Below are 23,764 nucleotides of genomic sequence, written 5' to 3' on the forward strand. Positions count from 1 at the left end.
TAAATTATGCCTCGCGTAAATATTGGACGTGAACTAAGCGATGTCCCCTTCGGAGAGATGATCTCCAGCATGGGTTTAGCGATCGCCGAAGCACAATACGCTATGGATGAAAGCGGCCTTCGCCTTGCTCAAATGATGAGTGGTGAATATGAGGTTGAAGAGGTCGATCCCATCACAGGAAATAGCACCACTTCCACCAAAGAGTCATTAGTCCATTTTGACGGTCAAAAGATGTCGCTGATAGAACTCGGCTTCACTCCGACCTTCTATCAGTTCACCGATGCCACCATCGAAGTAAAAATCTCAATCAGTTTTACTGAACAATCAGAGTTTGAGCGCAAAAGCTCTCGCAGATCTGTCAGCGGTCGTGCTTTTGGCTTTATTCTGGGTGGTAGCGCACGCGTGCGTACCTCTTCGGTCAGCGCTCGCTACGCCAACAAATACAATTACTCTGCTGAGGGTTCTAGCCTGATGCGTACAAGAGTTATGCCTACGCCAGCACCAGCGGTGCTAGAAGAGCGCATTCGAGCAATCGTAGAGCGTAACAAACCTGCTGATGGCTAATCATTCGGTATGAGTGAATATCTAGACTGGCAGGATCTGCTAGAGGAACAAGAACAGCCCTCCCCTGAATCGGATGGGGCTGACACTTTGTCACAACCAGAAGAAAGGCCTCTAGCAGACCTTCTCAGCATGGATCAAATCTCCGATGAGCTGAAAGATCTAATAAAAGAGCATCACCACCTCCAAGAGGAGCTAGATCAGTTAACCGGCAAAGCCACCGAGCAGACCGAAAACGACTGGAACCACATTCGTTTTCCTATGCCTGTGCACTCAAAGGCTTCACGGCTCGCAGATAAAAAACGCGCAAAAGAAGATGAAAAGCGCGCAGAGATGCATAAAAAGCGTTTAGAGCAACAACAGATAAGCAAACGCCAAGCGCAAGTTCGTCAGCAGCAACTACAAGATTTAAAAGCAAAACGACTGCTTGAGAAGCAGAGACAAGAACAAAAAGCGGTTGAACGTTTTCGTCAAATAGCAGAGCAACAACTAAGAAAGCAGTCGGAACTTAAGGCATTTGAAACCCAAAAAGAACAGCGTCAACAACTACAGATTGAAAAGCTCTTGGCCAAACAATATCAGTTACGCCAAGAGACATTTAAAAATGAAATGCGCCAAGAAAAGCTGAAACAGAAAAGCGCCGAGAATTTGCGCCTAAAGAAAGAAGCCTTTCAGAAAGAGCAACAGATAGAACAACAAAGAGCAGCCCAAGAACAAGACTGTTTTGAAAAACAGCAACAACAAGCACAGCAAAAACTAAAAGCACGAAAAACCGAAGAGAAGCGCCAACAACTACGCGACCAACAACGCATGGAACGCGCTCTAAAAATCAGCCAGCAGCGGCGAAAGGAACAAGCGACATGGGGCTTTTAAAGCTCCAAGTATGAATAGGGAGTATACAAAATGACGAATCAGGTCGCCCAGGGACAGGACCTGGATGATTTTTTAATCAACCTTGCTGACGGCCTCAGCCGTGCACAAAGTAAGCTAAATAATAACCCAGTGGTTAATGCATTTGGGCAGGAAGCACTCGTCTACCATATCCCAAAAATGGAGTTTGAGTTGCACCTAAAAATGACCAGCGCAACGCCGCAGCAGCAACCTCAAAGCAGACTCCCATTGCTCAAGCCCAAGCTCGCCTTCTCACCCATTGGCGCAGCTGACACACCGAATAGCTCCAGCGCCAGCAGTACAATTAAAGGCGTGATGGTAGCTACACCCATTGATGGAGGAAGACCCCAACCTAAACTGACGCTTACCGCTACTGCTCAGAACCGTAATGCTTTAATAGAGGTAACCGGTTCCAATTCATTAGGTGAACCTTTAACCGACCAAACCATTGAGCTGAATATAGATCGAGAGCTCTCACAAAAACTGAATAAAAACGAAGGACGGCCAGCGTTAAAACGCGGTACAAAGCTGCAGCAATCAAGTCTTTCTCTCTCTGAAGATGGCAAAGCGCAAACCCAGTTGATCGTATCCAGCTCCGAACCCTCGGGACAACTGATCGCGCTCACAGCAGACCTGTTCTCAAAAACAGAAACACTGCTCTATCGTCACAAGTAGGAGATAAATCATGGCACTAAATATTTCTGTCAAACTGGTCGACAAAAACAATCGAGCGATCGCTAATAGGTCTGTAAAAGTTTGCCTCTACAATCTACGAGGGCGTATACAAACCCTTGTTTCAGGCCGCACCAACCCTCAAGGAGTCTATTCTGTAGACTCAGATATTAACTTCACCAATTTTTTACCTCGCGTTTTATTGTGCACAAAACAGAATTCAACTTGGGTGAACCTTACCAATACACCAAAAAGCTTTAGCTCAAGCAAACTGGATTTCGGAACCGTCACCGTAAATTCACAGCCAACAATGACGGTGGCCGGTACTACATTCCACACAATACCAGCAGCCTTTACTCTCGGCGGCTCATCCAGTTCTTCATCATCTTCAACACAATTAAGAACTCTCACTGATAAAAATTCACTTTTAGAGCGCAAGCTCACTAACAGTAAGAAAGAAACCCAAGAGATCTCATTAAAATTTAGTGATCTTCAACGTACATCAAGGCAGTCATCTCAAGCAGACAAACAGAAAATTACCCAATTAACCAACTCGAACTTAGATCTAAGCAAACTAATCAAAGCCAAAGATATTCGAATCAGAGAGCTAGAAACTAACACGGGTAAAAAGCCGTCCCTTCAGGTGGAAGAATTTTCTAAAGATGCGGTGATCTCCTCTGCCCTAGAAGCTGTTAATAAAGCAGACACGCAAAACAAAGGCCGCTTTCAGCTCAAAAGTGCGCGTATGGACTTAAAAGTCCTGAGCGGCAGCACAAAAGACAAAGTACGTCTGATTAAAGACACCGAAAGCCTTCAATATATCAATCCCGATCTCGTCAGCACCCTGACATTAGATCTTGATGGTTCAAACGATGCAGCTGAGACACAAGCAACGCCAGAACCCATCAAAATGCCAGACCTAACTGGTTATACCCGAAGCCTTGCAGATAGACGTCTAGATGAGATCTCTGTCTCAGCACAGTGGTACAACCAACAGCTAGCGCCGAGCGAAAAAGCCGCTGCAGGCACTATCATTAGCCAAACACCTAAAGCAGGACGCTCTATAGGTGAAGATACCGAAGTCATCCTTATCATCGGTGTTGCTCAGGAAGAGGAGGCCTAATCATGCCAAAGAATCATATTTCCGATGTAATTGCCGCACCTTTAGGTGATGTAGTCGCCGAGATCGGCTTAGGCGTAGCCAAAGCTCAATACGCTATTGATGCTAACGCCATCGAACACCTGAAAGATATCTACAGTCAGGATGACATCACCACCGAAGAGCTCAGAAATTTAGGCTATCGCCCGACCTGGTACGTGATCCCAGAAGCTAAAGCCGAAGTTAACTTAGCCCTATCTATTACCCAATCCCAAGGTAAAGATGGAAAACGCACAACAGAACTGAACGGCACCACAGTAGATGCAGGTTACCAAAATCAGTACGACTATAATGTCGAGGCTAGCAGCAAGCTGACCCTCACTTATGTACCTGTCCCTGCGCCATCACAATTGGATGATTTACACGCGATCCCGCAACTCACCAATTTCACTGTAAGTGCAGCGAAAATCGTCTTAGAACGCTTAGGCATCCCCTTTGCCCTATCGCCCCAAAATGCATCCAATAGCGCAACAATCTCCCAAACTGAGCCCGAAGCGGGTGCGCTAATGGATAAAGATCAAACCCTAAAGCTGATCATTTGATCAAGGATTGGATATGAAACTCAACGGTGAAAAGCTAGCTAAGGCGTTGCAACAAGTATCCCTGATACAGCAACAGCTCAAAGGTTTTGAGAGCCAATCGAATGGGATTTCCAATCAACTAAGTCAACTAGGTAATTTTAGCTCTCTGCCTAACATGAGTAGGCTCAATCAAAGCGTACCGTTGGAAGGCTTACTTAAGCAGCTAAACACAAACCCAACCAATTTACCTTTAGGCGATATAGATACAGAAGGCTTGCTTAAAGCAGCTAAAGATAAGAAGTAACAGGTAAAACAGCACAACAATTGAAGGACTAATTAAAGGAAGAGTAAACGGAACAAGTGCGCAGTTTGTTTCCGTATAACAACCCAAACACATCTGGCCTATGCCAGTATGAAAGGAGGCAATATGTGCACCCCAGGACAACAAACAGCAACTGCGTTTTCTCAATTAAGCCGCGATACTCTATGCAGCCGCTCGACCCCTGCAGAATCGCAAACCAAATTAATTTTTAAAAACATCGTAAATGGTTACAGCGATAAACCCATCGATACTTTTTTAACTATACCGGTCATTGCCAGTGACGATATACAGCTACAATCCGATTTAAAATTTCAAAAAGCAGTTGATTCCCCAAAGTTCAGAAAATTTGCCGCGACACACCCTGAACAACGAATCTCAGCCGAGTTAAAGATTGCCATTAAAGATAAGTTTCCCAATTTAGAAACTCATTACAAAAAATTGCATGACTACATGCTGGGAAAAATTAAAGCCCGCCTTTCTTTCCAGCTCGCGGAAAAGATTGTCCGTGAAGTCGTAAAAATGATGTACGACTCAGCATATGCACTTTTAGAACTCAGCAATAATCGTACTGAGTTAGCCGAATGGAAAACACGGATAGAAATACTACTTAACTCAACAAACGAGTCTAAAAAGGACATTGGCCAACAGTTATTAGAAGGTCTAGGCATGTCTTCTGCGTCCGATCTGCAAAGTCTGGACACTATGGCCAGTAGCATTTTAGCCATGTCACAAAAGCTTACAAAAGAAGCTGACTACCTCCGTGTGCCTATACCGCAAAACATCTTTAAAACCATAACCCGTTATCCTGGAGCATACGATGGCATGCTCAAAACACTTGGGGCACAGCCAGGGAGCTACACCGCTCAATGCACTAAGGACGCAATAGAAGAAGGAAAGTCACAAATCTTTTTTGAAAAGATCTTCATTTCCGTTTTAGGTGTAACTACAGGTCTTGTCATATCCGCCATGTCGCTGGGTGCCGGCATTCCAGCCGCCGCCACCATTATCGGTGCGACAGCAGGTGCAACCATGGGCGCCCCGGGACTATTAATTGCCATTCAAGATGTAGATAAAGCACGTATGGGCGAAGCCTCAGGTACCATGGGTGATCAGGCAATAGAAAATGCATTATTTGGAAGAAACCTAACCGCTGTACTTTTTGTAGCAGGGCTAATTATCCCTGATGGAGCAGGCCCATTAGTTGCCAGAACAATACCTAAACTATCCGATACAGGTGCAAGCACAAGTATTGCCATCATCATCGATGCAATTGGCTACTACTCACCATCAGATATTGATAACGAAGCTATTCTAGATCTGCATAAAAAACTCAAAGCACTATCAGCTTCCAAGAAACAAGCTCTGTCCGATGAGTTCGATGCAACACTCGAGGCTAAAGGCATTCCTATTAATGCCCGTATTGCTATCATTGCTGCATTTGCTCAAGAGAATCCAAGCTCACTTAGTAAAACACCCACTAAAGCAGCGCTGGATCTGGCAACCTACTGTGATTCTCTAGAGAGGGAATAACGGAACTTGTGCAAAAAAATTGGGTCGAAGCTACACAATCTACTCGTCTATACCTAACACAATAGGTATAATCGCGAGCTATCTGGGGATGACTTGGCTTCGACGCTGATTACAAAACCTTAGGTGCATGTCGAGAATGTAGTGAATCTCGTAAATCCCTCACTACACAGTTATAGTTGCTAACGACGATAACTACGCTCTAGCTGCATAAGTCAGCTTGTGCCGCTCCTTCAGGTGTCTGTAACTAAAGGATTTTGCGGTATCATTCGAGACAGAATCGCCCGGATGCTTCGCCTTAAGCTGAACGGCTAAAACTTAAAAAGGCTCGCCCATAACACCCTGGCTCTCGGGTCGTGACGGGTTAACTCAATAGAGAAGCCTAAACATGTAGATCTTGAGGCGGAGGATTGACGGACGCGGGTTCGACCCCCGCCATCTCCACCAAACACAAAAAGCCCTGCTAGCAAAACTAGCAGGGCTTTTTTAATACGTCTTTTTCTATCTGACTGCTGCGTTAGCAGGCAAGACCCCAGAGGGTATCGAAATCCAGATTTTCCCAGCCGTCTTCGCCATCGTGAATCCAGAATGCGCCACAGCATTCACAGCGATAGATCGAGCTTTCAGGGATTGAGCTAATTAGCTTTAGGTCAGCATGCGGAAAGCCAAGCTTTTCTTGCTTTTCACAGTTACCGCAGGATCTTTTGTCATCTTCCATGATCGTGTACCTAAGTTTATTACCTAGATAAGCTTACTGAATAATACCGTTTGTGAAACTAGGAAAAATTCTTAATTTCTTAAATTTTGAACAGAAAACTATATTTTTTTATAGTTTGCTACAAACACAAAAAAACCGGCCTTAGCCGGTTTTTTTAGTACGCCAGTGTCGATTAAGACAGTGGGTAGTTGTCTGGTAGTGGCAGACGCGCAACACCAGAATCGATCGCTGCTTGAGCAACTGCAGTAGATACAGCGCCTAGTAGACGAGAGTCTGTTGCTTTAGGAATGATGTAGTCACGACCGAACTCTAGAGAGTCTAGACCGTAAGCATCAAGTACTTCTTGAGGAACTGGTGTCTTAGCCAGATCAGCAAGAGCGCGTACAGCTGCTTCTTTCATCTCTTCGTTGATTGCAGTAGAACGAACGTCCATTGCGCCACGGAAGATGAATGGGAAGCCAAGTACGTTGTTTACCTGGTTAGGGAAGTCAGAACGACCTGTCGCCATGATAACGTCGTCACGAGTTTCGTGAGCAAGCTCTGGGCGAATTTCTGGATCTGGGTTAGCACATGCGAATACAACTGGGTTAGCAGCCATTTTAGACAGCTGTTCAGCAGAAAGCAGGTTAGGACCAGATAGACCAACAAATACGTCAGCACCGTCGATAGCATCGTCTAGAGTACGCTTGTCTGTTTCAGACGCGAACGCTGCTTTCTCTGGAGTTAGGTTTTCACGGCCAGAGTGGATAACACCCGTACGGTCGATCATGTAGATGTTTTCGATCTTAGCACCCATGTTCACTAGCAGCTTCATGCAAGCGTGAGCTGCAGCACCAGCGCCTAGGCATACGATTGAAGCTTCTTCTAGCTTCTTGCCAGCTACTTCTAGTGCGTTGATCATGCCAGCAGCTGTTACGATAGCTGTACCGTGCTGATCATCGTGGAATACAGGGATGTTACAACGCTCGATCAGAACACGTTCGATTTCGAAACATTCTGGAGCTTTGATATCTTCTAGGTTGATACCACCGAAAGTGTCCGCGATGCGCGCAACAGTGTCGATGAATGCCTGTGGGCTTTCAGCGTCAACTTCAATATCGATAGAATCAAGGCCAGCGAAGCGCTTGAACAGCAGTGCTTTACCTTCCATTACTGGCTTAGAAGCCAATGGACCTAAGTCACCAAGACCTAGAATTGCAGAACCGTTAGAAATTACTGCGACCAAGTTACCTTTAGCCGTGTAACGGTATGCATTTTCAGGATCCTTTGCGATTTCACGAACCGGCTCTGCTACACCCGGGCTGTACGCCAAGGAAAGATCACGCTGAGACTCAGCGTCTGTAGACAGTTCCACACTGATTTTACCTGGACGTGGGAACTCATGGTAATCAAGAGCGGCTTGTTTCATATCATCAGACATAGCTGCTGTTCCAATCTAGTTAAAAAGTCGAACACAGAACTATATAGAAAACATATTTGCCGAACAACTATTCCGCACCTGCAACAGGCTTTTTTTCTTTAGGTTAAACCTAAAGTACTAAAAAAACCTGCTAAGAAGTCGTAAAAAGATAGGATCAACGTTTAATGCTGTATATGTGCAGGATGGCTAATGCTCATCAGCCAAGGTTGGTAGTGTGCAGGTGCGTTATGACTTTTTGGCTTAATCCAGCCCCTTACTGTAAGGACTTTACCATCAAAAGCTTCAATTTTCGCCTTGCCGCCTAGCTGCTCTGCAACAATAGGGCTAAATTTAACAGCAAGCTCGTCACCGATCTCTAAAATCCAACCAGAACGAATCTTTTTAACCGCTTCGACTTTACCTTTTATGATTCTAAAGCCTGATTCACGATCTTTTAGCGAAGCCACATCTCGAATCGGAGTTTGATTCCACAACCCAAGTTTGGCATCTACCGCACGTAGCTCTGCAGATTTAAGGCAATCAAGATAACCAAGATTCGGCGGCACCGCTATATGGTAGGCCAAACCATTCTCAAGCAGAGATTCACCAACATGCTGACCGTCAGCATAAAGATGGGCCAACCAACGCTTGTAGCGATCTTTTGGCTCTTTACCGACGACTAACGCTAGATCAGCACCTTTTAATAAGGTTTTCAGGTGAGCGGTTGCTTGATCAGCGTAGGCTTCGGCAGGTTTGTCTTCCTTGGCAGTTTCTGGGGTATTGATACCGATAAGACGAACACGACGACCATCGGTCAATTTTACTGTATCGCCATCATAGATATGCGCAACGCTTACCGTTTCAGCATGATGAGGTTGTTCACACTGAGCTGCGGTAACAGCAGCACTGTAGCCAGAAACAAAAAAGGCGCACCACAATGGGAGCGCCTTTTTCAAAATTCTCATAAGTGACATCACTTATTTTTTCATACCGCGGCCGCCAAAGCGCTTGTTGAAGCGATCGATACGACCACCAGAAGTAGCTTCTTTCTGCTTACCAGTGTAGAACGGGTGGCAAGAAGAGCAAACGTCCAAGTGGATGTCTTTGCCCAGAGTGGACTTAGTTTTAACAACGTTACCGCAAGAACAAGTAGCGTTAATTTCTGCGTATTCCGGGTGGATACCAGCTTTCATGATAAACCTCATTAGATTCATGCCGCCACCTGATCTTCTGCCAGGCACCGCATTGATTTAAACTACCAGCAAAATAACTGGTACGTTAAGTAGGCGGCGAATTATACGCATCGATATAATGCTGCGCAACTTAAAACCGTTTAAAAAGTGAGCAATTTAAGCATATATGAGCATTTTACGGCTTGCCATTCCTAGCCCCCTACGCAGACTGTTCGATTACCACTGCCCGGAAGGGATCGATCCCCTTTCATTAAAGCCCGGTATTCGCGTTCTAGCCCCGTTTGGGAACAGAGAAGTCATTGGTATTTTAGTCGAGGTGGCGAAAAGCAGTGAGTTTGATCATAACAAGCTTAAAAGTGCCTCACAGATCTTAGATGACACACCGCCTCTGCCTGCTCACCTGTTTAAACTGGCACGTTGGTCTGCAAGCTATTATCAACACCCCGAGGGCGATGCCCTACAACAAGCACTACCGGTTTTACTGCGTAAAGGACAAGCCTGCGAATATCAGCACGAAACTTTATGGCGCGCCGCCGAAGGCGCTTGCTTAAGTGCCATCAAGAGCAACGCTAAGCGCCAACTGGAGGCGTTGCAGCTATTACTCGATCATCCCCAAGGGATCAGCGGCGATGCTTTTCGTGCAGAAGGCGGGCAGACCGCCACCCTTAAAACCTTACAAGAGAAGCAGCTCGCCGAATCATTTAAGCGCGAACACAAACAGCACACAGGTCCGATTCTGCATGAGTCGCCTCTTCCGTTAAACGAAGAGCAAGATACTTGCGTAAAGCAGATCGCTCAATTTGATGGTTTTAATGCCTGCCTATTAGAAGGTGTCACTGGCTCAGGTAAAACCGAGGTTTACCTGCAAGCGATCGAGAAAGTTATTAATGAAGGCAAGCAAGCCCTAGTGCTCGTGCCAGAGATCGGTTTGACGCCGCAAACCGTGGCGCGTTTTCAGCAACGCTTTAACGTGCCTATTGTTGCACTACACTCTAATTTAACCGATCGCCAACGCTTGGATGCCTGGCTACAAGCGCGCGAAGGCATTGCGCGGATTATTATTGGTACCCGTTCGGCTATTTTTACACCGATGAAAGCGCCCGGCATCATTATTATTGATGAAGAGCACGATGCTTCGTTTAAGCAACAAGACGGCTTCCGCTACTCCGCTCGCGATTTGGCGGTCGTTCGTGCTCGCTCGGAAGAGATCCCTATTGTTTTAGGCAGTGCCACGCCCTCTTTAGAGACGCTACAGAATGCGATCGAAGACCGCTATCACTGGCTCAAACTCACTCAACGCGCGGGTAACTCATCTCCTCCTGAATTCAGGTTGCTGGATATTCGGCAAGAGAACTTATCAGATGGCCTTTCGCCGCAACTGATACTGAACATAAAGAAGCACCTAGAAAGCGGCACTCAGGTTTTGGTGTTTTTGAATCGTCGCGGATTTTCGCCGACGTTGACCTGTCATGATTGTGGCTGGATAGCAGATTGCACCCGCTGTGATGCACACATGACCCTGCATCAACGTCCTGCGCATCTGCACTGTCACCACTGTGATAAACAAGCTGCCATTCCGCATCGTTGCCCTGAATGCAATAGCGATCAACTGCAGCCGGTTGGCGTAGGAACTGAGCGCAGTGAGCAAGCACTGCAAAAACTTTTCCCGAACTTCCCGGTGATTCGTGTCGACCGCGACAGTACCCAGCGGAAAAACGCGATGCAGGAGATCATGAATCAGGTGAACAGTGGCGATCCCTGCATTTTGGTAGGCACACAGATGCTCGCCAAAGGACACCATTTCCCACGGGTAACACTGGTCGCAATCATTAATGCCGATAGCGGCTTATTTAGCGCAGATTTCCGTGGAATGGAGCGTACAGCACAGTTAATTCTGCAAGTTGCAGGACGCGCTGGCCGTGCAGACCATGCGGGTACAGTCATGATGCAAACCTACCACGCAGATCACCCAACCCTGCAAACACTAGTTCAACATGGTTACAGCGCATTCGCGCAAGAGGAGCTGCATAACCGTAAAATGGCGCAACTACCGCCGTTTACGCACTACGCATTGCTTCGCGCAGAAACGACACAAAATGGTCGAGCCGAATCGTTTTTAAGTGCGATTAGACAGCAGCTAGAAGATGACATGCTTCTGCCACAAGATGCCCATTGGATCGGCCCCTTCCCTGCGCCTATGGAAAAACGCGCAGGCATGCATCGAGCGCAGCTGATGATCTATGCGCAAAATCGTAAAGCGCTTCATCAGTTATTAGCCAACCTGTGTTGGTATCTGGAGCAAAATAAAGAGTCCCGAAAAGTGCGCTGGTCCATAGATGTCGATCCAGCGGATACTTTTTAAGCAGATCTCGCCTTTCAGCTCTTAACATAGGCAGGTTTTACAGGGATAATACGCGGTTCTTCTGAAGCCCCATCCGATCGAATTGATCGACCTTGGGCTCACCGACTTACTTCAAACGGTATTTGTACGCTAATGAAAGAGATAATTGCAGAGCTGATTGACTCCGCCCTGAAGACACTGATTGAAAATGGCACTTTGCCTGCCGACGTAGAACCTAAAATCATGGTGGAAAACACCCGTGATAAATCTCATGGTGACTACGCTTCTAACATCGCTCTGACATTAGCAAAACCTGCTCGCTGCAACCCTCGCCAACTGGCTGAGAAATTGGTTGAAGCACTACCAGCATCAGACAATTTAAAACGCACAGAGATTGCGGGACCAGGTTTCATCAACTTCTTTATCAGTGGCGCGTCTACTAGCTCTTTGTTGAAAAACATCTTAGAGCAGAAGAATAGCTACGGCCGTAACAACAACGGTGCAGGCAAAAAAGTTCAGGTTGAGTTTGTATCTGCAAACCCAACTGGCCCTCTACATATCGGTCACGGTCGTGGCGCAGCTGTAGGTGACTGTCTATGCCGCATCATGGAAGCGAACGGTTGGGATGTAACACGTGAGTTTTACTACAACGATGCCGGTCAGCAGATCAACAACCTAGCACTATCTGTACAAGCTCGCTGCAAAAACCTAACACCAGACGATCCTAGCTGGCCTGAAGATGGTTACCGTGGTGACTACATTATCGACCTAGCGAACAGCTATATGGCTGGCGACACTGTTGTATCTGAAGATCAGTCTTTCACTGGTGCTAAAGATGCAGACGATCTGGAATCTATCCGTCACTTCGCTGTTGCTTACCTACGTCGTGAACAGGATCTAGACCTTAAAGCGTTTGCGGTAGATTTCGATGTCTACTTCCTAGAGTCTTCTCTATACGCTGAAGGCAAAGTAGAAGCAGCGGTTCAGAAGCTGATCGAAAACGATTTTACCTACGAAGATGGCGGCGCACTTTGGTTGCGTACAACTGACTTTGGCGATGACAAAGACCGTGTAATGCGCAAGAAAGATGGCGGTTACACTTACTTCGTACCAGACGTGGCTTACCACCTTGATAAGTGGCAGCGCGGTTTCGACACGGTTATCAACGAACAAGGTGCCGACCACCACAGCACGATCACACGAGTACGTGCCGGTCTTCAAGCACTAAAAGCCGATATCCCTCAGGGCTGGCCTGACTATGTACTTCACCAGATGGTTACCGTTATGCGCGGGGGTGAAGAGGTTAAGATCTCCAAACGTGCAGGTAGCTACCTAACACTACGCGACCTAATCGATGAAGTTGGCCGCGATGCAACCCGTTACTTCCTAGCAGCACGTAAGTCTGACAGTCATCTAACCTTTGATATCGACTTGGCTCGCTCTCAGTCTGCTGATAACCCTGTTTACTATATCCAGTACGCTCACGCGCGTGTTTGCTCTATCTTCCGCAAACTAAGCGAAGGCAACTTGGAGTGGAACGAAGCTGAAGGCATCGCTGCACTAGATAAGCTAGAGCTAGAATCTGAAAAGAACCTAGTGATCAATCTGGGCAAATACCCAGAAGTGGTTAAGAACGCAGCTAATGCACGCGAACCGCATCAGATCGCTAACTACCTAAAAGATCTAGCGGCTGAGTTCCACACTTACTACAACTCAGAGAAGACTCTAGTAGAAGACGCCGATGCACGTAACGCGCGTCTAACACTGGCTGTAGCGGTACGTCACGTACTAGCAAATGGTTTGGATCTACTAGGCGTATCTGCACCGGAGCAAATGTAAGTAGATGGCATCTCGTAAGGATTACGCCAAAACCAAGCGTGGTAAAGCTTCAGCTAGCCGCGCTAAGCCTGCCCCAAAGAGAGCCCCTGCTAAGCAGAAAAAGCGCTTTCCTACCGGGCTACTGGCGTTGACCTTATTACTGCTGGGTGGCCTTGGTTACGGTTTGTATAACCTAACTAAGGTTGATCCTGGCGAAGCCAGCACGCCACTAGCCAACAGCAAGCCTAAGCCTGCTCAGACGGCTGAAAAACCGAAACCGGCTCCATCAAAGCCAGTTAAAAGTCAGGCCCCTGTGGTTGAAAAGTCGACCGCCTCGACTGATAAGAGCCGTTTCGAATTTTACGAAATGCTTAAAGAGAGCGAAGTTGAAGCACCTAAGGATGTGTATAAATCCACGCCGAAAGATGCAAAAACTCAGCATAAGTATCTGCTACAAGCCGGCTCATTTAAGGCCAAAGCTGACGCAGAGAGAATGCGCGCTCAGTTGATACTACTTGGACTGCCAAACGTCCACACCAATATCAGCACCAGCAAAGACGGCACCCAATGGTATCGAGTGCGAGTTGGCCCATTCGATAACCGCTCGCGCTTATCTAAAGCCTACGACAAATTGGTTCAGCAAAATATCCAGCCTTTGCGAATCAAACAGTAAAAGCTAAAAGCCCATCCTTAAGTCGATGGGCTTTTTGTTTTTACAGCCTTGAAATTCATCTCTTAGTCACCATCTTTCTTTAAACCTATAAAGAAACAGTGCATTACGCTTCATCGATTTATAGCGCACTGTTTAAGACTCACTCCCATTAGGAGCAGATAATGACAACGATAGTATCCGTACGTCGTGGCGATAAAGTAGTTGTAGGCGGTGATGGCCAAGTATCGCTAGGCAACACTGTAATGAAAGGCACTGCACGTAAAGTTCGCCTTCTGCCTAAGCACGATGTAATTACCGGTTTTGCCGGCAGTACCGCTGACGCCATTACCCTACTTGATCTTTTTGAAGCTCAGCTAGAGAAACACCAAGGCAACATTTTCAATGCCGTTGTAAGCCTAGCGAAAGAGTGGCGTGGCGACCGTGTGCTGCGCAAACTTGAAGCACTTATGCTGGTTGCTAACAAAGAAAAAACGTACCTAATTTCAGGTAGCGGCGACATTATTGAACCAGAAGATGGCGTTATCGCTATAGGTTCTGGCGGCAACTTCGCTTTGGCTGCTGCACGCGCCCTAACCGACAATACTGAGCTTTCTGCTAAAGATATTGTTGAGAAGAGCCTACATATCGCTGCTGGTATCTGTGTATTTACCAACGGCAACCTGACTATCGAAGAACTTGATTCAGTTCAGTAATCCAGCCACAGGAGCTAATTATGTCTAACATGACACCACGTGAAATTGTATCCGAGCTGGATCGTCACATTATCGGCCAAGACGAAGCAAAACGCGCAGTAGCTATCGCACTACGTAATCGCTGGCGTCGTATGCAACTTGATGATGAGATGCGTACTGAAGTCACCCCAAAAAACATCCTGATGATCGGTCCTACTGGTGTAGGTAAAACTGAGATCGCACGTCGTCTAGCAAAACTAGCTAACGCACCGTTCATCAAAGTTGAAGCGACTAAATTTACCGAAGTTGGTTATGTCGGTCGTGACGTAGAAACCATCATCCGTGACCTAGTTGATATGTCGATCAAGATGCTACGTGAGCAGGAGATGGATAAAGTACGTTTCCAAGCTGAAGAAGCAGCGGAAGAGCGTATTCTTGATGCCCTACTGCCACCAGCACGTCCTGCAAACTTTGGCGAAGAACCTTCTCGTGAAGACAGCGCTACGCGTCAGGTATTCCGTAAGAAACTACGCGAAGGCCAGCTAGACGATAAAGAGATCGACATCGAAGTGGCTCAGCCACAGATGGGTGTTGAGATCATGGCACCTCCGGGCATGGAAGAGATGACTAACCAACTGCAAAGCATGTTCTCAGGCATGGGCGGTGGTAAGAAGCAATCTCGCCGTTTGAAGATCAAAGATGCTTTTAAAGCCCTAACTGATGAAGAAGCAGCTAACCTTGTTAAAGAAGATGAGCTGAAACAATCTGCAGTTGAGCTAGTAGAACAGCACGGTATCGTCTTCCTAGATGAGATCGATAAAGTCTGCAAAGGCGGCTCTAACAGCAGCGGTGACGTATCTCGTGAAGGTGTACAGCGTGACCTGCTACCGCTAATCGAAGGCTGCACAGTAAGCACTAAATACGGCATGATCAAAACAGACCACATTCTGTTTATCGCATCCGGTGCATTCCACTTGGCTAAACCATCTGACTTGATCCCAGAGCTGCAAGGTCGTCTGCCTATCCGTGTTGAACTAAACGCTCTCACACCAGAAGACTTCCGCCGCATTCTGAAAGAACCAAATGCGTCGCTGACTGACCAGTACACAGCGCTACTTGGTACTGAAGGCGTGAGTGTTGAGTTTACTGATGAAGGTATTCATCGTGTCGCTGAACTGGCATTTGAAGTAAACGAAAGCACAGAAAACATCGGTGCACGTCGTCTACACACAATGATGGAACGTCTACTAGAAGAACTTTCCTTTGCTGCATCAGACTGCTCTGGTCAGACTATCAAAGTAGACAAAGCTTTTGTTGATCAGCAGCTTAGCGAGCTAAGCAAAGACGAAGACCTAAGCCACTACATTCTGTAATTAGGACCCTGTAACTGGGAGTAAGATGATGTCTAAAGCACCATTACCGACACAGATAAAGCTGCACAAGAAGTCTCGCACGCTGGAATTAAGCTATGAGGATAAAACCTTTGAGCTGAGTGCCGAGTACCTACGCGTACACTCTCCATCTGCTGAAGTGCGCGGCCATGGCATCGGCAATGGCGTGCTACAAACAGGTAAAAAGCATGTGGGCATTAAAGAGCTGATTCCTAGCGGTAACTATGCCCTAAAGATTGTGTTTGATGATGGTCATGACAGCGGCATCTATACCTGGGACTGCCTACATGACCTTACCTACAACCACGATCAGTATTGGCAGGAGTACCTTCAGAAACTAGCTGATGCTGGCGAATCACGCGATGGCGGTATGATCGCTATCGGCCGATAAGCTTTCCAGATCGCTGATAAACACTAAAAAGGGCTATTCATTAATAGTCCTTTTTTATTTTTGGGTCCCCTCTACCTAAAATAATCCCTTTTCAATCGCAGACAATTTCAGCGGATAAGGTTAAAATCCCCCTCTAATCTAAGATTTTCAGGACATCCGGATATGGCAGATCAACGCAACGACAACACCACTCACTTTGGCTATGAAAACGTCAAAACAGAGGAAAAAGTACAGCGTGTTGCTGATGTCTTCCACAGTGTTGCTGGCAAATACGATCTGATGAACGATCTAATGTCTGGTGGCGTTCACCGTCTTTGGAAACGAATCACTATCGAACAAAGTGGTGTTCGCTCTGGTAATACTGTCCTAGATATCGCGGGCGGTACTGGCGATCTGACCATGCGTTTCTCTCGCCTTGTAGGTCCTACAGGTAAAGTTGTTCTTGCTGACATCAACGACTCTATGTTGAAAGTTGGCCGTGACAAGCTGATGGATAAAGGCGTAACAGGCAACGTTGAGTTTGTGCAAGCAAACGCTGAAGCCCTGCCATTCCCTGATAACACCTTCGATGTGATCACAATCGCATTTGGTCTTCGTAACGTAACCGATAAAGATGCGGCGCTACGCTCTATGGCACGTGTACTTAAGCCGGGCGGTAAATTGATGGTATTGGAGTTCTCTAAAACAGATAACCCACTACTAACCAAAGCGTACGATTTCTACTCGTTCAACATCCTACCGCATATGGGTTCTGCAATTGCTGGCGATGCTGATAGCTACCGCTACTTGGCTGAGTCAATCCGCATGCACCCAGATCAGGAAACCCTGAAAGGCATGATGCAGAATGCAGGCCTGACAAACTGCCGCTACCAGAACATGACTGGCGGTATCGTAGCACTACACACAGGTATCAAGCCTTAATCGCTTTTTAGGATTCTAACCCATGCTCGAGATGCTTCAAGCTACCCTCTTCACGACTGCAGAAACGGTATGCAACCAACTGCTAAAACGTGACCCGGTTACCCTGCAACATCTTGAGCGCCTAACAGGCAAAGTGATTGCGATTGAGTGCACTTCACCTGCACTTAACCTTTACCTACTGCCTAATGCCGATGGCCTTCAGATCCAATCGGTCTACAACGACGAACCGACCACTACGCTTCGTGGTAACGCCGCCGACTTTATCACTCTGCTAACCAGCAAAGATAAGTCTGATGCGATGTTTGGTAAGACGGTTCAGGTCAGCGGTGACAGTGCTTTAGCTACCCGTTTCCAACAGATTCTGAGCGACGCTCAAATCGATTGGGAAGCAATGCTAGGTGATGTGATTGGCGACCTACCAGCACACCAAGTAGCCCTGTACACAGCTTGGAAAGCTCAATGGTATAAAAACAGTGCTTCTAGCTTTATCCACAACTTGGATGAGTTTGTGAAAGAGGAAGTAAGGTTTATCCCTACACGTCCAGAGATGGACCTTTTCACCAATGAAGTTGAGCAACTTCAAGAGAGAGCTGAGCGACTGACCGCTCGCGTTGAACAAACGCTGGCCAAGCACAAAGCTTAAGTTACCAACGTCTGCTCCGTTCGTTCTGAATTAGAACGGTTTTACAACGACAAAGATCAAAATCGGAATAAAGATCAATAACGGCAGCTCGTTAAACAGACGGAAATAACGACCACTGCGGTCTAAAGTTCCCGCTCTCATTTTGTTTAAGTACGCTTTACACCAGAAGTGATAGCCGATCAGCAAACCGACAAACGTCAGTTTTGCATGCATCCAGCCACCGCCAATGCCGTAGCCAAACATCAGCCATAAACCTAGGCCTAAAGTGAAGATCGCCATAATACTCATAAAGCCGTAGAGCTTACCGGCCATAATCTCTAATCGAGCAACATCCTGCCCTGCTTCACGCCCTTCAACGTAATGAACAAAGATACGTGGAAGGTAAAAGATACCCGCCATCCAACTGGTCATTGCAAGAATATGAAAGACTTTTATCCACAAAAACGACATACAAATTCCTTAGTAACCTAGCAGCGGATAAAGCTCTCCGCGCTTAACAATTTTATGAGCAGATTGAATCGTACCGTCACTCTGCCATTCAGAGATAACTTTCTTCAACAGAGGTAAGGCTTGCTCTTCGGTCATACCCGGTTTAAGAACCGGCTGATAGAGCAACTTGAGCAGAAGGTAATCTAAACCAGATAGCAATGTCTCTGGAGTACGATCATTAAAAATAGAGGGATAAACCTTTTCCGAATCATTCGGCAAGCCCATCACCTGCGTGATCTCTTCAACGATACAGGTAACTAATTTGCCATGCATCCTAGCCTGATCAACCGGAATAATTACCGCCGCTTGATCGATCTCATAGCGGCCATTCACTCGGAAGTTCGCCATACAAACCGCACCATGAACGATCTTTTCCGCACGCTTACCAAAGAGTTCACCCACCTGACGTTTCCACAAAGACTGCTTAGTGAAAACCATAACCAGGTTAGCGTCCTGTTTACGACTGACGGTCTTAATCGATAAACCGGTTATCTCGGACAGATGTTTGAGGTGCATATTTACCAAACTGGTATGCACCTCAGCGTCGGGCACTTGATGATCCAGCCACACCCGAATTGGTTTATTCCAGCGTCTAACCATACGACCTTGAAGGCTGTATTCATTGCGCAGCGCCACCTCTTTAAAAGCCTGTAGAATAAACTCAGGCTGCTGCCAACGAACCGCTGGATCGACAGCCGCCGCAGGTACGGCAAATAGCGCGCTGAATAACGCAATAAACAGAACGAAGCTTTTCACGTATTACACTGCTTCTGTTGTTACGGAAAGAAGACCTGTCAGCTCTACCTGCAGCTTATCCCCAGGCACCACTGGGCCTACACCTGCAGGCGTGCCAGTTAACACTACATCGCCCGGCTCAAGGGTAAAGAACTCACTGGCATGGCTAAGTAGCGGCAACACTTGATTCAACATAGCCGCACTGTTGCCCTGCTGACGGATCTCACCGTTAACGGTCAATTTGATCTCTACGTCTTGTAGATCGGCAACTGAACTTGCAGCAATAAAAGGAGATAGTGGGCATGAACCATCGAACGCTTTCGCCTTCTCCCACGGATGACCTTTCTCTTTTAGCTTTCCTTGAAGATCACGCAAAGTTAAATCTAAGCCTAAGCCTACGCCGCTAATCGCCGCTTTCGCTTCTTCTTCAGATGCATTGCTCAGTTTAGAACCAATAAGAATCGCCATCTCCGTTTCAAAATGAACAGAACCATGCCCTTGCGGCACAGTAAACGGCTGAGTCATATCAACCACACTCGTAGCGGGCTTGATAAACAACATAGGCTCAGTAGGTATTGGATTATTCAGCTCTGCAGCATGATCGGCATAGTTACGACCGACACAAATCACTTTACCCGTTGGCAGGTTTACCAAATTTCCGTCGACATTACTGTGTTGATAGCTCATAGGTACTCCTTAAATTATCATGGGGTGAAGTTTACCCCCCTGCCGCACAGCGCTCCAGTTTTACGCTTGTTTTATAGTAGAGCATTAAACTAGATAGCAAAGTAATCAGCAGAATAACCAAGGATCCAAAGACCACACCATCCCAGCCCCAAGAGTGCCAAAACGGGTCTAAATAGAAGCCACCGCTACTAGCCCCCAGATAATAAAACAACAAATAAATAGACGATGCGGTCGCTCTAGCGTGCAACGCGGTATGGCTAACCCAACTACTTGCACAGGAATGAGCCAAGAAGAAACCAAAGGCACTGACCAAGAAGCCCAAAATGATCGCCCATAAACTACCCTGCAGAGTCAGCAGCGTACCGGCCATCAAGATAATGATCCCCATAGCCATGACTAACGGCTGCGGAATATTTTTGGCAATACGCCCAGAAAGCGCAGCGCCCACCGTACCGCTCAGGTAAGTGAGGAATAGTAATCCAAGCACACCCGCCGATAGGTAATAGGGCTCATCGGCCAGCAGAAATGTCGCATAGCTGTATTGGTTGATAAAGATAAAGAAGTTAAGCCCGCCCACTATATAAGCGAGCAACAACAGAGGGTTAGAAAGATGATGATAGGCATCTTTCATCATCTGCGTTGGCACGACCTTTCTTGCGCTAAAATTCTCTGATGGCGGCAACAACCAGACAAACAGACATAGACAAAAGAAGCTAATAAAGGTCATCAAGGCGAATGCTTCCTGCCAGCCGAACAGTTCACCGGCAAAGCCACCTATAAGACGCCCACCAATGCCCCCTAAAGTGTTACCGCTGATATACAAACCAACCGCAGCAATTAACCCTTTCTTAGTGAACTCATCGCCCATATAAGCGATCGCGATAGCCGGCAAACCCGCCAAGCAAATACCCTGCAATGCTCTCCAGAACAGCAACCACGTAAAGTCAGATACCTGTGACAATACAAAACTACAAAGCACTGCCCCGCACATCGTCATCAGCATCAACCGCGTGCGCCCAAGGGCATCAGATAAAGGACCAAACACCAACAAAGACAAACCTAAGGTCAAAGTAGTCACCGTTAAGCTCCAGCTAGCTAGCAGAGGACTAATCTCAAACTCCTCAGCCAACATCGGTAGCAAAGGGTGCGTGATGTAGAGATTGGCAAACACCATAAAAGAGCCTATGCATAAGGCCATAGTTGCGCGCCAAAATTGACTTGTACCTGCTTCGATCATGTTCCACCTCTCATTCGTGGTGGAAGACTAGCAATCGCAAAGCCATCATAAAAATATATACTTCTTATAGCCTTCATAAGAAAATATGATGATGGATATAAAACACCTACGCTATTTCAAAACCGTTGCCGATCTAAACAGCTTCACTAAAGCCGCTGAAAAGCTGCACATTGCCCAGCCTGCAATGAGTATGGCGATCAGAAAGCTAGAAGAAGAGTTAGATTTAAAACTACTGCATCGATACGACCGAAAAATCAGTCTGACTGATGAAGGTGAGCACCTTTATCGCCATGCCAGTAAGATTTTACAGGCTACCGAAGATGCTATTTTGGAGATGCAGGAGCTGAAAGGCTTACTCAAAGGCGAAGTGCGCGTAGGCATTCCAAGCATGCTTGGTTCTTATTATTTCCCGCCTATTTTGATGGCGTTTCGACATCGCTATCCACAACTGACATTAACCGTTATTGATGGCGGCGCAGGAAAACTGCAACGACTTTTAGAGCAAGGGGAGCTCGATTTGGCGGTTATCGTCGATAAATCTATCCCCAGTAAGAATCTAGAATCCAAAGTTTTTCTGCAAGAACAGATGATGGTGATCTCACCGCTCGACCACCCCTTTGCCAGTTTAGAAAGCGTTGAATACTCACAACTATTTGCGGAGGAACTGGTGATGTTTAATACCGGCTTTTTCCACCGCAATGTAGTCGATGATCTGGCGGCACAGGCTGGCATCACGCCCAAGATCAGCTTTGAGACTAACCTGATCCCTCTGATTAAATCGATTGTTAAACAGGGGTATGCCATCTCAACCCTGATGGCGATGGTGATCGAAGATGAACCTGGATTAGTGGCTCGCCCTTTCACAAAACCTGTCTGGTTGGACCTTTCAATCGCGTGGCGTAAAGACGGTTATCTATCTCAAGCCAACCAAACCTTTGTCGATTTTGTTTTGGAAAACAGCCCGATTAAATCCTGAAATTTGCAGCGATTAGCATTTAATTTTATGATTCGCGCAAATTTTAGGAGATCAAACATGCTGAACGTAAACGAATACTTTGACGGCAAAGTAAAATCTATCGGCTTCGAAAACAGCGAAGGTAAAGTAACTTCTGGCGTAATGGCACCAGGCGAATACGAATTCGGCACAAGCGAAGACGAACTAATGAAAGTAGTTAGCGGCGAGCTGATCGTTAAACTACCTGGCAGCGAAGAGTTCCAGTCTTTCCCAACAGGCACTGAATTTAAAGTTGCAGCGAACCAGAGCTTCCAGCTTAAAGTTGAGCAAGCAACTGCTTACCTTTGCTTCTACGGCTAAGGAAAAGCAAGGCTTCTATAATCTCAATATAGAAGCCTTTTCCCTCCAAACATCCCCTTTATACAATCCATCTCATCTCAAGATGAATATTTTTCCGCCAATCTGAGCTTATCATTCATCCTTTTCAACTTTGGCTGTGCTAATATTCGCGCTTAATTTTAAAGCGTTTAAACCTGTGGTCCTCCTAGATACTAGAAAAAGCCACGCAAATTAAAGAGCTGCACACCATGAGCCAAACAACCTCTCTCGATAAAAGCAAAATCAAAATTTTGCTTCTGGAAGGCGTACACCAATCTGCGGTGGACACTTTTAATCAGAATGGTTACACCAACATCGAATTCTTAACTGGTTCTCTACCAGAAGAAGAGTTGATTGAGCGTGTTAAGGACGTTCACTTCATCGGTATCCGTTCCCGTACTCAGCTAACTGAAGAAGTTTTTGAAGCTGCTGAAAAATTGGTAGCTGTTGGTTGCTTCTGTATCGGTACTAACCAGGTAAATCTGGAAGCAGCTACGATGCGTGGTGTTGCGGTATTTAACGCACCTTTCTCTAACACTCGTTCTGTAGCAGAACTAGTAATCGCTGAAGCGATTCTTCTGCTTCGCGGTGTTGCAGAGAAGAATGCTAAAGCTCACCGTGGTGAGTGGCAGAAGTCTGCTAAAAACTCTTACGAAATCCGTGGTAAGAAGCTAGGTATCGTAGGTTACGGTAGCATCGGTTCTCAGCTAAGCGTTATTGCTGAAGCGATGGGTATGGATGTTTACTTCTACGATGTAGTCACTAAGCTTCCTCTAGGTAACGCAACTCAAGTTGGCTCTATGAAAGAGCTTCTAAACATGAGTGACATCGTTTCTCTACACGTACCAGAAACGCCAGCAACTAAAGATATGATGGGCGAAGCTCAGTTCGCTGAGATGAAACAAGGTTCCATCTTCCTAAACGCTGCTCGCGGTACTGTTGTTGTAATTGATGACCTATGTAAAGCACTAGATTCTGGTCGTCTACTAGGCGCGGCTATCGACGTATTCCCGGTTGAGCCACGTACAAACAATGACGAGTTCATCTCTCCACTACGTGAGTATGACAATGTAATCCTAACTCCACACGTAGGCGGTTCTACGATGGAAGCTCAGGAAAACATCGGTTACGAAGTAGCAGAGAAGTTGATCAAGTACAGTGATAACGGTTCTTCTATCACGTCTGTTAACTTCCCAGAAGTTGCACTACCAGAGCACCCACACGTTCACCGTCTACTTCACGTGCACAACAACGTGCCGGGCATTATGTCTGCGATCAACACTGTTTTCTCTGAAAACAGCGTTAACATCAGCGGTCAGTACCTACAGACCAACGAGAAAGTTGGTTATGTAGTGGTAGACGTTGATGCAGATTGCTCTGCAGTAGCACTAGAAAACTTAAAGCAGATCGAAGGCACTATCCGCTGCCGTCGTTTGTTCTAAGTTGATCTGATTTGATCAAAACGGGCAGC

At 46.5% G+C, this 23,764-nt stretch carries 26 protein-coding genes and 1 other RNA gene; 19 read left to right on the forward strand and 8 right to left on the reverse strand.

Translation table 11 applies throughout. From position 1 onward, the window contains the following. Positions 1-6 precede the first annotated feature (6 nt). The 8 genes from ACMXYN_RS15970 to ssrA all read left to right on the forward strand — a co-directional run bounded on the left by ACMXYN_RS15970 (position 7) and on the right by ssrA (position 6,100). A complete protein-coding gene (locus tag ACMXYN_RS15970) occupies positions 7-564 on the forward strand; it encodes a hypothetical protein (RefSeq protein ID WP_415882596.1) in 558 nt (185 codons plus the stop codon). A gap of 9 nt (positions 565-573) precedes the next feature. Further along, the gene (locus tag ACMXYN_RS15975) at positions 574-1,434 is read left to right on the forward strand and encodes a hypothetical protein (RefSeq protein ID WP_415892690.1); all 861 of its coding nucleotides are present in this window, start codon (positions 574-576) and stop codon (positions 1,432-1,434) included. 30 nt (positions 1,435-1,464) lie between these two features. After that, positions 1,465-2,127: a hypothetical protein gene (locus ACMXYN_RS15980; protein ID WP_415892691.1), complete on the forward strand. Its 663-nt coding sequence runs from the start codon at positions 1,465-1,467 to the stop codon at positions 2,125-2,127. Positions 2,128-2,137: 10 nt separating this feature from the next. After that, positions 2,138-3,247, forward strand: a complete 1,110-nt coding sequence (locus tag ACMXYN_RS15985) for a PASTA domain-containing protein (RefSeq protein WP_415892692.1) — start codon at positions 2,138-2,140, stop codon at positions 3,245-3,247. 2 nt (positions 3,248-3,249) lie between these two features. Next, positions 3,250-3,825 (forward strand): hypothetical protein, encoded by a 576-nt coding sequence (locus ACMXYN_RS15990; RefSeq protein WP_415892693.1) that lies wholly within the window; start codon positions 3,250-3,252, stop codon positions 3,823-3,825. Positions 3,826-3,838: 13 nt separating this feature from the next. Next, a complete protein-coding gene (locus ACMXYN_RS15995; RefSeq protein ID WP_415892694.1) occupies positions 3,839-4,108 on the forward strand; it encodes a hypothetical protein in 270 nt (89 codons plus the stop codon). Positions 4,109-4,231: 123 nt separating this feature from the next. Beyond that, the gene (locus ACMXYN_RS16000) at positions 4,232-5,656 is read left to right on the forward strand and encodes a hypothetical protein (protein ID WP_415892695.1); all 1,425 of its coding nucleotides are present in this window, start codon (positions 4,232-4,234) and stop codon (positions 5,654-5,656) included. Between the two features lie 84 nt (positions 5,657-5,740). Further along, positions 5,741-6,100: a transfer-messenger RNA gene (gene ssrA, locus ACMXYN_RS16005) on the forward strand. A 70-nt stretch (positions 6,101-6,170) separates the two neighbouring features. Here ssrA and ACMXYN_RS16010 read toward each other — a convergent pair. From ACMXYN_RS16010 to rpmE, 4 genes are all read right to left on the reverse strand, one after another. Beyond that, complete coding sequence (locus ACMXYN_RS16010; RefSeq protein WP_415892696.1) at positions 6,171-6,371, reverse strand: hypothetical protein; 201 nt, start codon at positions 6,369-6,371, stop codon at positions 6,171-6,173. A gap of 172 nt (positions 6,372-6,543) precedes the next feature. Continuing rightward, a complete protein-coding gene (locus ACMXYN_RS16015) occupies positions 6,544-7,791 on the reverse strand; it encodes a malic enzyme-like NAD(P)-binding protein (RefSeq protein WP_415882626.1) in 1,248 nt (415 codons plus the stop codon). 161 nt (positions 7,792-7,952) lie between these two features. Continuing rightward, entirely contained in the window at positions 7,953-8,735 is a 783-nt protein-coding gene (locus ACMXYN_RS16020) for a thermonuclease family protein (RefSeq protein ID WP_415892697.1), read from the reverse strand. A 12-nt stretch (positions 8,736-8,747) separates the two neighbouring features. Further along, positions 8,748-8,963, reverse strand: a complete 216-nt coding sequence (rpmE, locus tag ACMXYN_RS16025) for a 50S ribosomal protein L31 (RefSeq protein WP_415884686.1) — start codon at positions 8,961-8,963, stop codon at positions 8,748-8,750. Between the two features lie 166 nt (positions 8,964-9,129). On the opposite strand from rpmE, the gene ACMXYN_RS16030 reads away from it, so the two are divergent. The 8 genes from ACMXYN_RS16030 to ACMXYN_RS16065 all read left to right on the forward strand — a co-directional run bounded on the left by ACMXYN_RS16030 (position 9,130) and on the right by ACMXYN_RS16065 (position 17,812). After that, positions 9,130-11,325 carry a primosomal protein N' gene (locus tag ACMXYN_RS16030; protein ID WP_415892698.1) on the forward strand — a complete coding sequence of 732 codons (2,196 nt, stop codon included), beginning with the start codon at positions 9,130-9,132 and terminating at the stop codon, positions 11,323-11,325. Between the two features lie 132 nt (positions 11,326-11,457). Continuing rightward, positions 11,458-13,143, forward strand: coding sequence for an arginine--tRNA ligase (argS, locus tag ACMXYN_RS16035; protein WP_415892699.1), 1,686 nt, complete (start codon positions 11,458-11,460; stop codon positions 13,141-13,143). Positions 13,144-13,147: 4 nt separating this feature from the next. Beyond that, entirely contained in the window at positions 13,148-13,795 is a 648-nt protein-coding gene (locus ACMXYN_RS16040; RefSeq protein ID WP_415892700.1) for an SPOR domain-containing protein, read from the forward strand. A gap of 161 nt (positions 13,796-13,956) precedes the next feature. After that, positions 13,957-14,487 (forward strand): ATP-dependent protease subunit HslV, encoded by a 531-nt coding sequence (gene hslV / locus ACMXYN_RS16045; RefSeq protein ID WP_415882631.1) that lies wholly within the window; start codon positions 13,957-13,959, stop codon positions 14,485-14,487. A gap of 20 nt (positions 14,488-14,507) precedes the next feature. Further along, a complete protein-coding gene (hslU, locus tag ACMXYN_RS16050) occupies positions 14,508-15,839 on the forward strand; it encodes an ATP-dependent protease ATPase subunit HslU (protein ID WP_415892701.1) in 1,332 nt (443 codons plus the stop codon). 28 nt (positions 15,840-15,867) lie between these two features. Next, positions 15,868-16,248: a gamma-butyrobetaine hydroxylase-like domain-containing protein gene (locus tag ACMXYN_RS16055; RefSeq protein ID WP_415894507.1), complete on the forward strand. Its 381-nt coding sequence runs from the start codon at positions 15,868-15,870 to the stop codon at positions 16,246-16,248. A gap of 162 nt (positions 16,249-16,410) precedes the next feature. Further along, positions 16,411-17,169: a bifunctional demethylmenaquinone methyltransferase/2-methoxy-6-polyprenyl-1,4-benzoquinol methylase UbiE gene (gene ubiE / locus ACMXYN_RS16060; RefSeq protein ID WP_415892702.1), complete on the forward strand. Its 759-nt coding sequence runs from the start codon at positions 16,411-16,413 to the stop codon at positions 17,167-17,169. A gap of 22 nt (positions 17,170-17,191) precedes the next feature. Continuing rightward, positions 17,192-17,812 carry an SCP2 domain-containing protein gene (locus ACMXYN_RS16065; protein ID WP_415892703.1) on the forward strand — a complete coding sequence of 207 codons (621 nt, stop codon included), beginning with the start codon at positions 17,192-17,194 and terminating at the stop codon, positions 17,810-17,812. A gap of 30 nt (positions 17,813-17,842) precedes the next feature. Here ACMXYN_RS16065 and ACMXYN_RS16070 read toward each other — a convergent pair whose 3' ends face one another. From ACMXYN_RS16070 to ACMXYN_RS16085, 4 genes are read right to left on the reverse strand one after another with little or no spacing between them, the layout of a single operon-like run. Then, on the reverse strand, positions 17,843-18,262 hold the full coding sequence (locus ACMXYN_RS16070; protein WP_415882636.1) for a CopD family protein: 420 nt from the start codon (positions 18,260-18,262) through the stop codon (positions 17,843-17,845). A 9-nt stretch (positions 18,263-18,271) separates the two neighbouring features. Then, entirely contained in the window at positions 18,272-19,057 is a 786-nt protein-coding gene (locus tag ACMXYN_RS16075; protein WP_415892704.1) for a DUF2927 domain-containing protein, read from the reverse strand. A 3-nt stretch (positions 19,058-19,060) separates the two neighbouring features. Then, on the reverse strand, positions 19,061-19,723 hold the full coding sequence (locus tag ACMXYN_RS16080; protein WP_415892705.1) for a fumarylacetoacetate hydrolase family protein: 663 nt from the start codon (positions 19,721-19,723) through the stop codon (positions 19,061-19,063). Between the two features lie 31 nt (positions 19,724-19,754). Continuing rightward, positions 19,755-20,960, reverse strand: coding sequence for an MFS transporter (locus ACMXYN_RS16085; protein ID WP_415892706.1), 1,206 nt, complete (start codon positions 20,958-20,960; stop codon positions 19,755-19,757). A 91-nt stretch (positions 20,961-21,051) separates the two neighbouring features. Here ACMXYN_RS16085 and ACMXYN_RS16090 point away from each other — a divergent pair, with 91 nt between their 5' ends. The 3 genes from ACMXYN_RS16090 (at position 21,052) to serA (ending at position 23,735) form a co-directional block, all read left to right on the forward strand. Continuing rightward, a complete protein-coding gene (locus ACMXYN_RS16090) occupies positions 21,052-21,936 on the forward strand; it encodes a LysR family transcriptional regulator (RefSeq protein ID WP_415892707.1) in 885 nt (294 codons plus the stop codon). 57 nt (positions 21,937-21,993) lie between these two features. After that, the gene (locus tag ACMXYN_RS16095) at positions 21,994-22,275 is read left to right on the forward strand and encodes a pyrimidine/purine nucleoside phosphorylase (protein WP_415882641.1); all 282 of its coding nucleotides are present in this window, start codon (positions 21,994-21,996) and stop codon (positions 22,273-22,275) included. A 227-nt stretch (positions 22,276-22,502) separates the two neighbouring features. After that, positions 22,503-23,735, forward strand: coding sequence for a phosphoglycerate dehydrogenase (gene serA / locus ACMXYN_RS16100; RefSeq protein ID WP_415892708.1), 1,233 nt, complete (start codon positions 22,503-22,505; stop codon positions 23,733-23,735). Positions 23,736-23,764: the final 29 nt, after the last annotated feature.

It is taken from the genome of Neptuniibacter sp. PT8_73 (assembly GCF_047778045.1).
Taxonomy (GTDB): Bacteria; Pseudomonadota; Gammaproteobacteria; order Pseudomonadales; family Balneatricaceae; genus Neptuniibacter.

What these genes read in the sequence shown, in the direction of transcription:
- ACMXYN_RS15970 (WP_415882596.1), top strand. Translation starts at nt 7, where the DNA reads ATGCCTCGCGTAAATATTGGACGTGAACTAAGCGATGTCCCCTTCGGA.
- ACMXYN_RS15975 (WP_415892690.1), top strand. Translation starts at nt 574, where the DNA reads ATGAGTGAATATCTAGACTGGCAGGATCTGCTAGAGGAACAAGAACAG.
- ACMXYN_RS15980 (WP_415892691.1), top strand. Translation starts at nt 1,465, where the DNA reads ATGACGAATCAGGTCGCCCAGGGACAGGACCTGGATGATTTTTTAATC.
- ACMXYN_RS15985 (WP_415892692.1), top strand. Translation starts at nt 2,138, where the DNA reads ATGGCACTAAATATTTCTGTCAAACTGGTCGACAAAAACAATCGAGCG.
- ACMXYN_RS15990 (WP_415892693.1), top strand. Translation starts at nt 3,250, where the DNA reads ATGCCAAAGAATCATATTTCCGATGTAATTGCCGCACCTTTAGGTGAT.
- ACMXYN_RS15995 (WP_415892694.1), top strand. Translation starts at nt 3,839, where the DNA reads ATGAAACTCAACGGTGAAAAGCTAGCTAAGGCGTTGCAACAAGTATCC.
- ACMXYN_RS16000 (WP_415892695.1), top strand. Translation starts at nt 4,232, where the DNA reads ATGTGCACCCCAGGACAACAAACAGCAACTGCGTTTTCTCAATTAAGC.
- ACMXYN_RS16010 (WP_415892696.1), bottom strand. Translation starts at nt 6,371, where the DNA reads ATGGAAGATGACAAAAGATCCTGCGGTAACTGTGAAAAGCAAGAAAAG.
- ACMXYN_RS16015 (WP_415882626.1), bottom strand. Translation starts at nt 7,791, where the DNA reads ATGTCTGATGATATGAAACAAGCCGCTCTTGATTACCATGAGTTCCCA.
- ACMXYN_RS16020 (WP_415892697.1), bottom strand. Translation starts at nt 8,735, where the DNA reads ATGAGAATTTTGAAAAAGGCGCTCCCATTGTGGTGCGCCTTTTTTGTT.
- rpmE (WP_415884686.1), bottom strand. Translation starts at nt 8,963, where the DNA reads ATGAAAGCTGGTATCCACCCGGAATACGCAGAAATTAACGCTACTTGT.
- ACMXYN_RS16030 (WP_415892698.1), top strand. Translation starts at nt 9,130, where the DNA reads ATGAGCATTTTACGGCTTGCCATTCCTAGCCCCCTACGCAGACTGTTC.
- argS (WP_415892699.1), top strand. Translation starts at nt 11,458, where the DNA reads ATGAAAGAGATAATTGCAGAGCTGATTGACTCCGCCCTGAAGACACTG.
- ACMXYN_RS16040 (WP_415892700.1), top strand. Translation starts at nt 13,148, where the DNA reads ATGGCATCTCGTAAGGATTACGCCAAAACCAAGCGTGGTAAAGCTTCA.
- hslV (WP_415882631.1), top strand. Translation starts at nt 13,957, where the DNA reads ATGACAACGATAGTATCCGTACGTCGTGGCGATAAAGTAGTTGTAGGC.
- hslU (WP_415892701.1), top strand. Translation starts at nt 14,508, where the DNA reads ATGTCTAACATGACACCACGTGAAATTGTATCCGAGCTGGATCGTCAC.
- ACMXYN_RS16055 (WP_415894507.1), top strand. Translation starts at nt 15,868, where the DNA reads ATGTCTAAAGCACCATTACCGACACAGATAAAGCTGCACAAGAAGTCT.
- ubiE (WP_415892702.1), top strand. Translation starts at nt 16,411, where the DNA reads ATGGCAGATCAACGCAACGACAACACCACTCACTTTGGCTATGAAAAC.
- ACMXYN_RS16065 (WP_415892703.1), top strand. Translation starts at nt 17,192, where the DNA reads ATGCTCGAGATGCTTCAAGCTACCCTCTTCACGACTGCAGAAACGGTA.
- ACMXYN_RS16070 (WP_415882636.1), bottom strand. Translation starts at nt 18,262, where the DNA reads ATGTCGTTTTTGTGGATAAAAGTCTTTCATATTCTTGCAATGACCAGT.
- ACMXYN_RS16080 (WP_415892705.1), bottom strand. Translation starts at nt 19,723, where the DNA reads ATGAGCTATCAACACAGTAATGTCGACGGAAATTTGGTAAACCTGCCA.
- ACMXYN_RS16085 (WP_415892706.1), bottom strand. Translation starts at nt 20,960, where the DNA reads ATGATCGAAGCAGGTACAAGTCAATTTTGGCGCGCAACTATGGCCTTA.
- ACMXYN_RS16090 (WP_415892707.1), top strand. Translation starts at nt 21,052, where the DNA reads ATGGATATAAAACACCTACGCTATTTCAAAACCGTTGCCGATCTAAAC.
- ACMXYN_RS16095 (WP_415882641.1), top strand. Translation starts at nt 21,994, where the DNA reads ATGCTGAACGTAAACGAATACTTTGACGGCAAAGTAAAATCTATCGGC.
- serA (WP_415892708.1), top strand. Translation starts at nt 22,503, where the DNA reads ATGAGCCAAACAACCTCTCTCGATAAAAGCAAAATCAAAATTTTGCTT.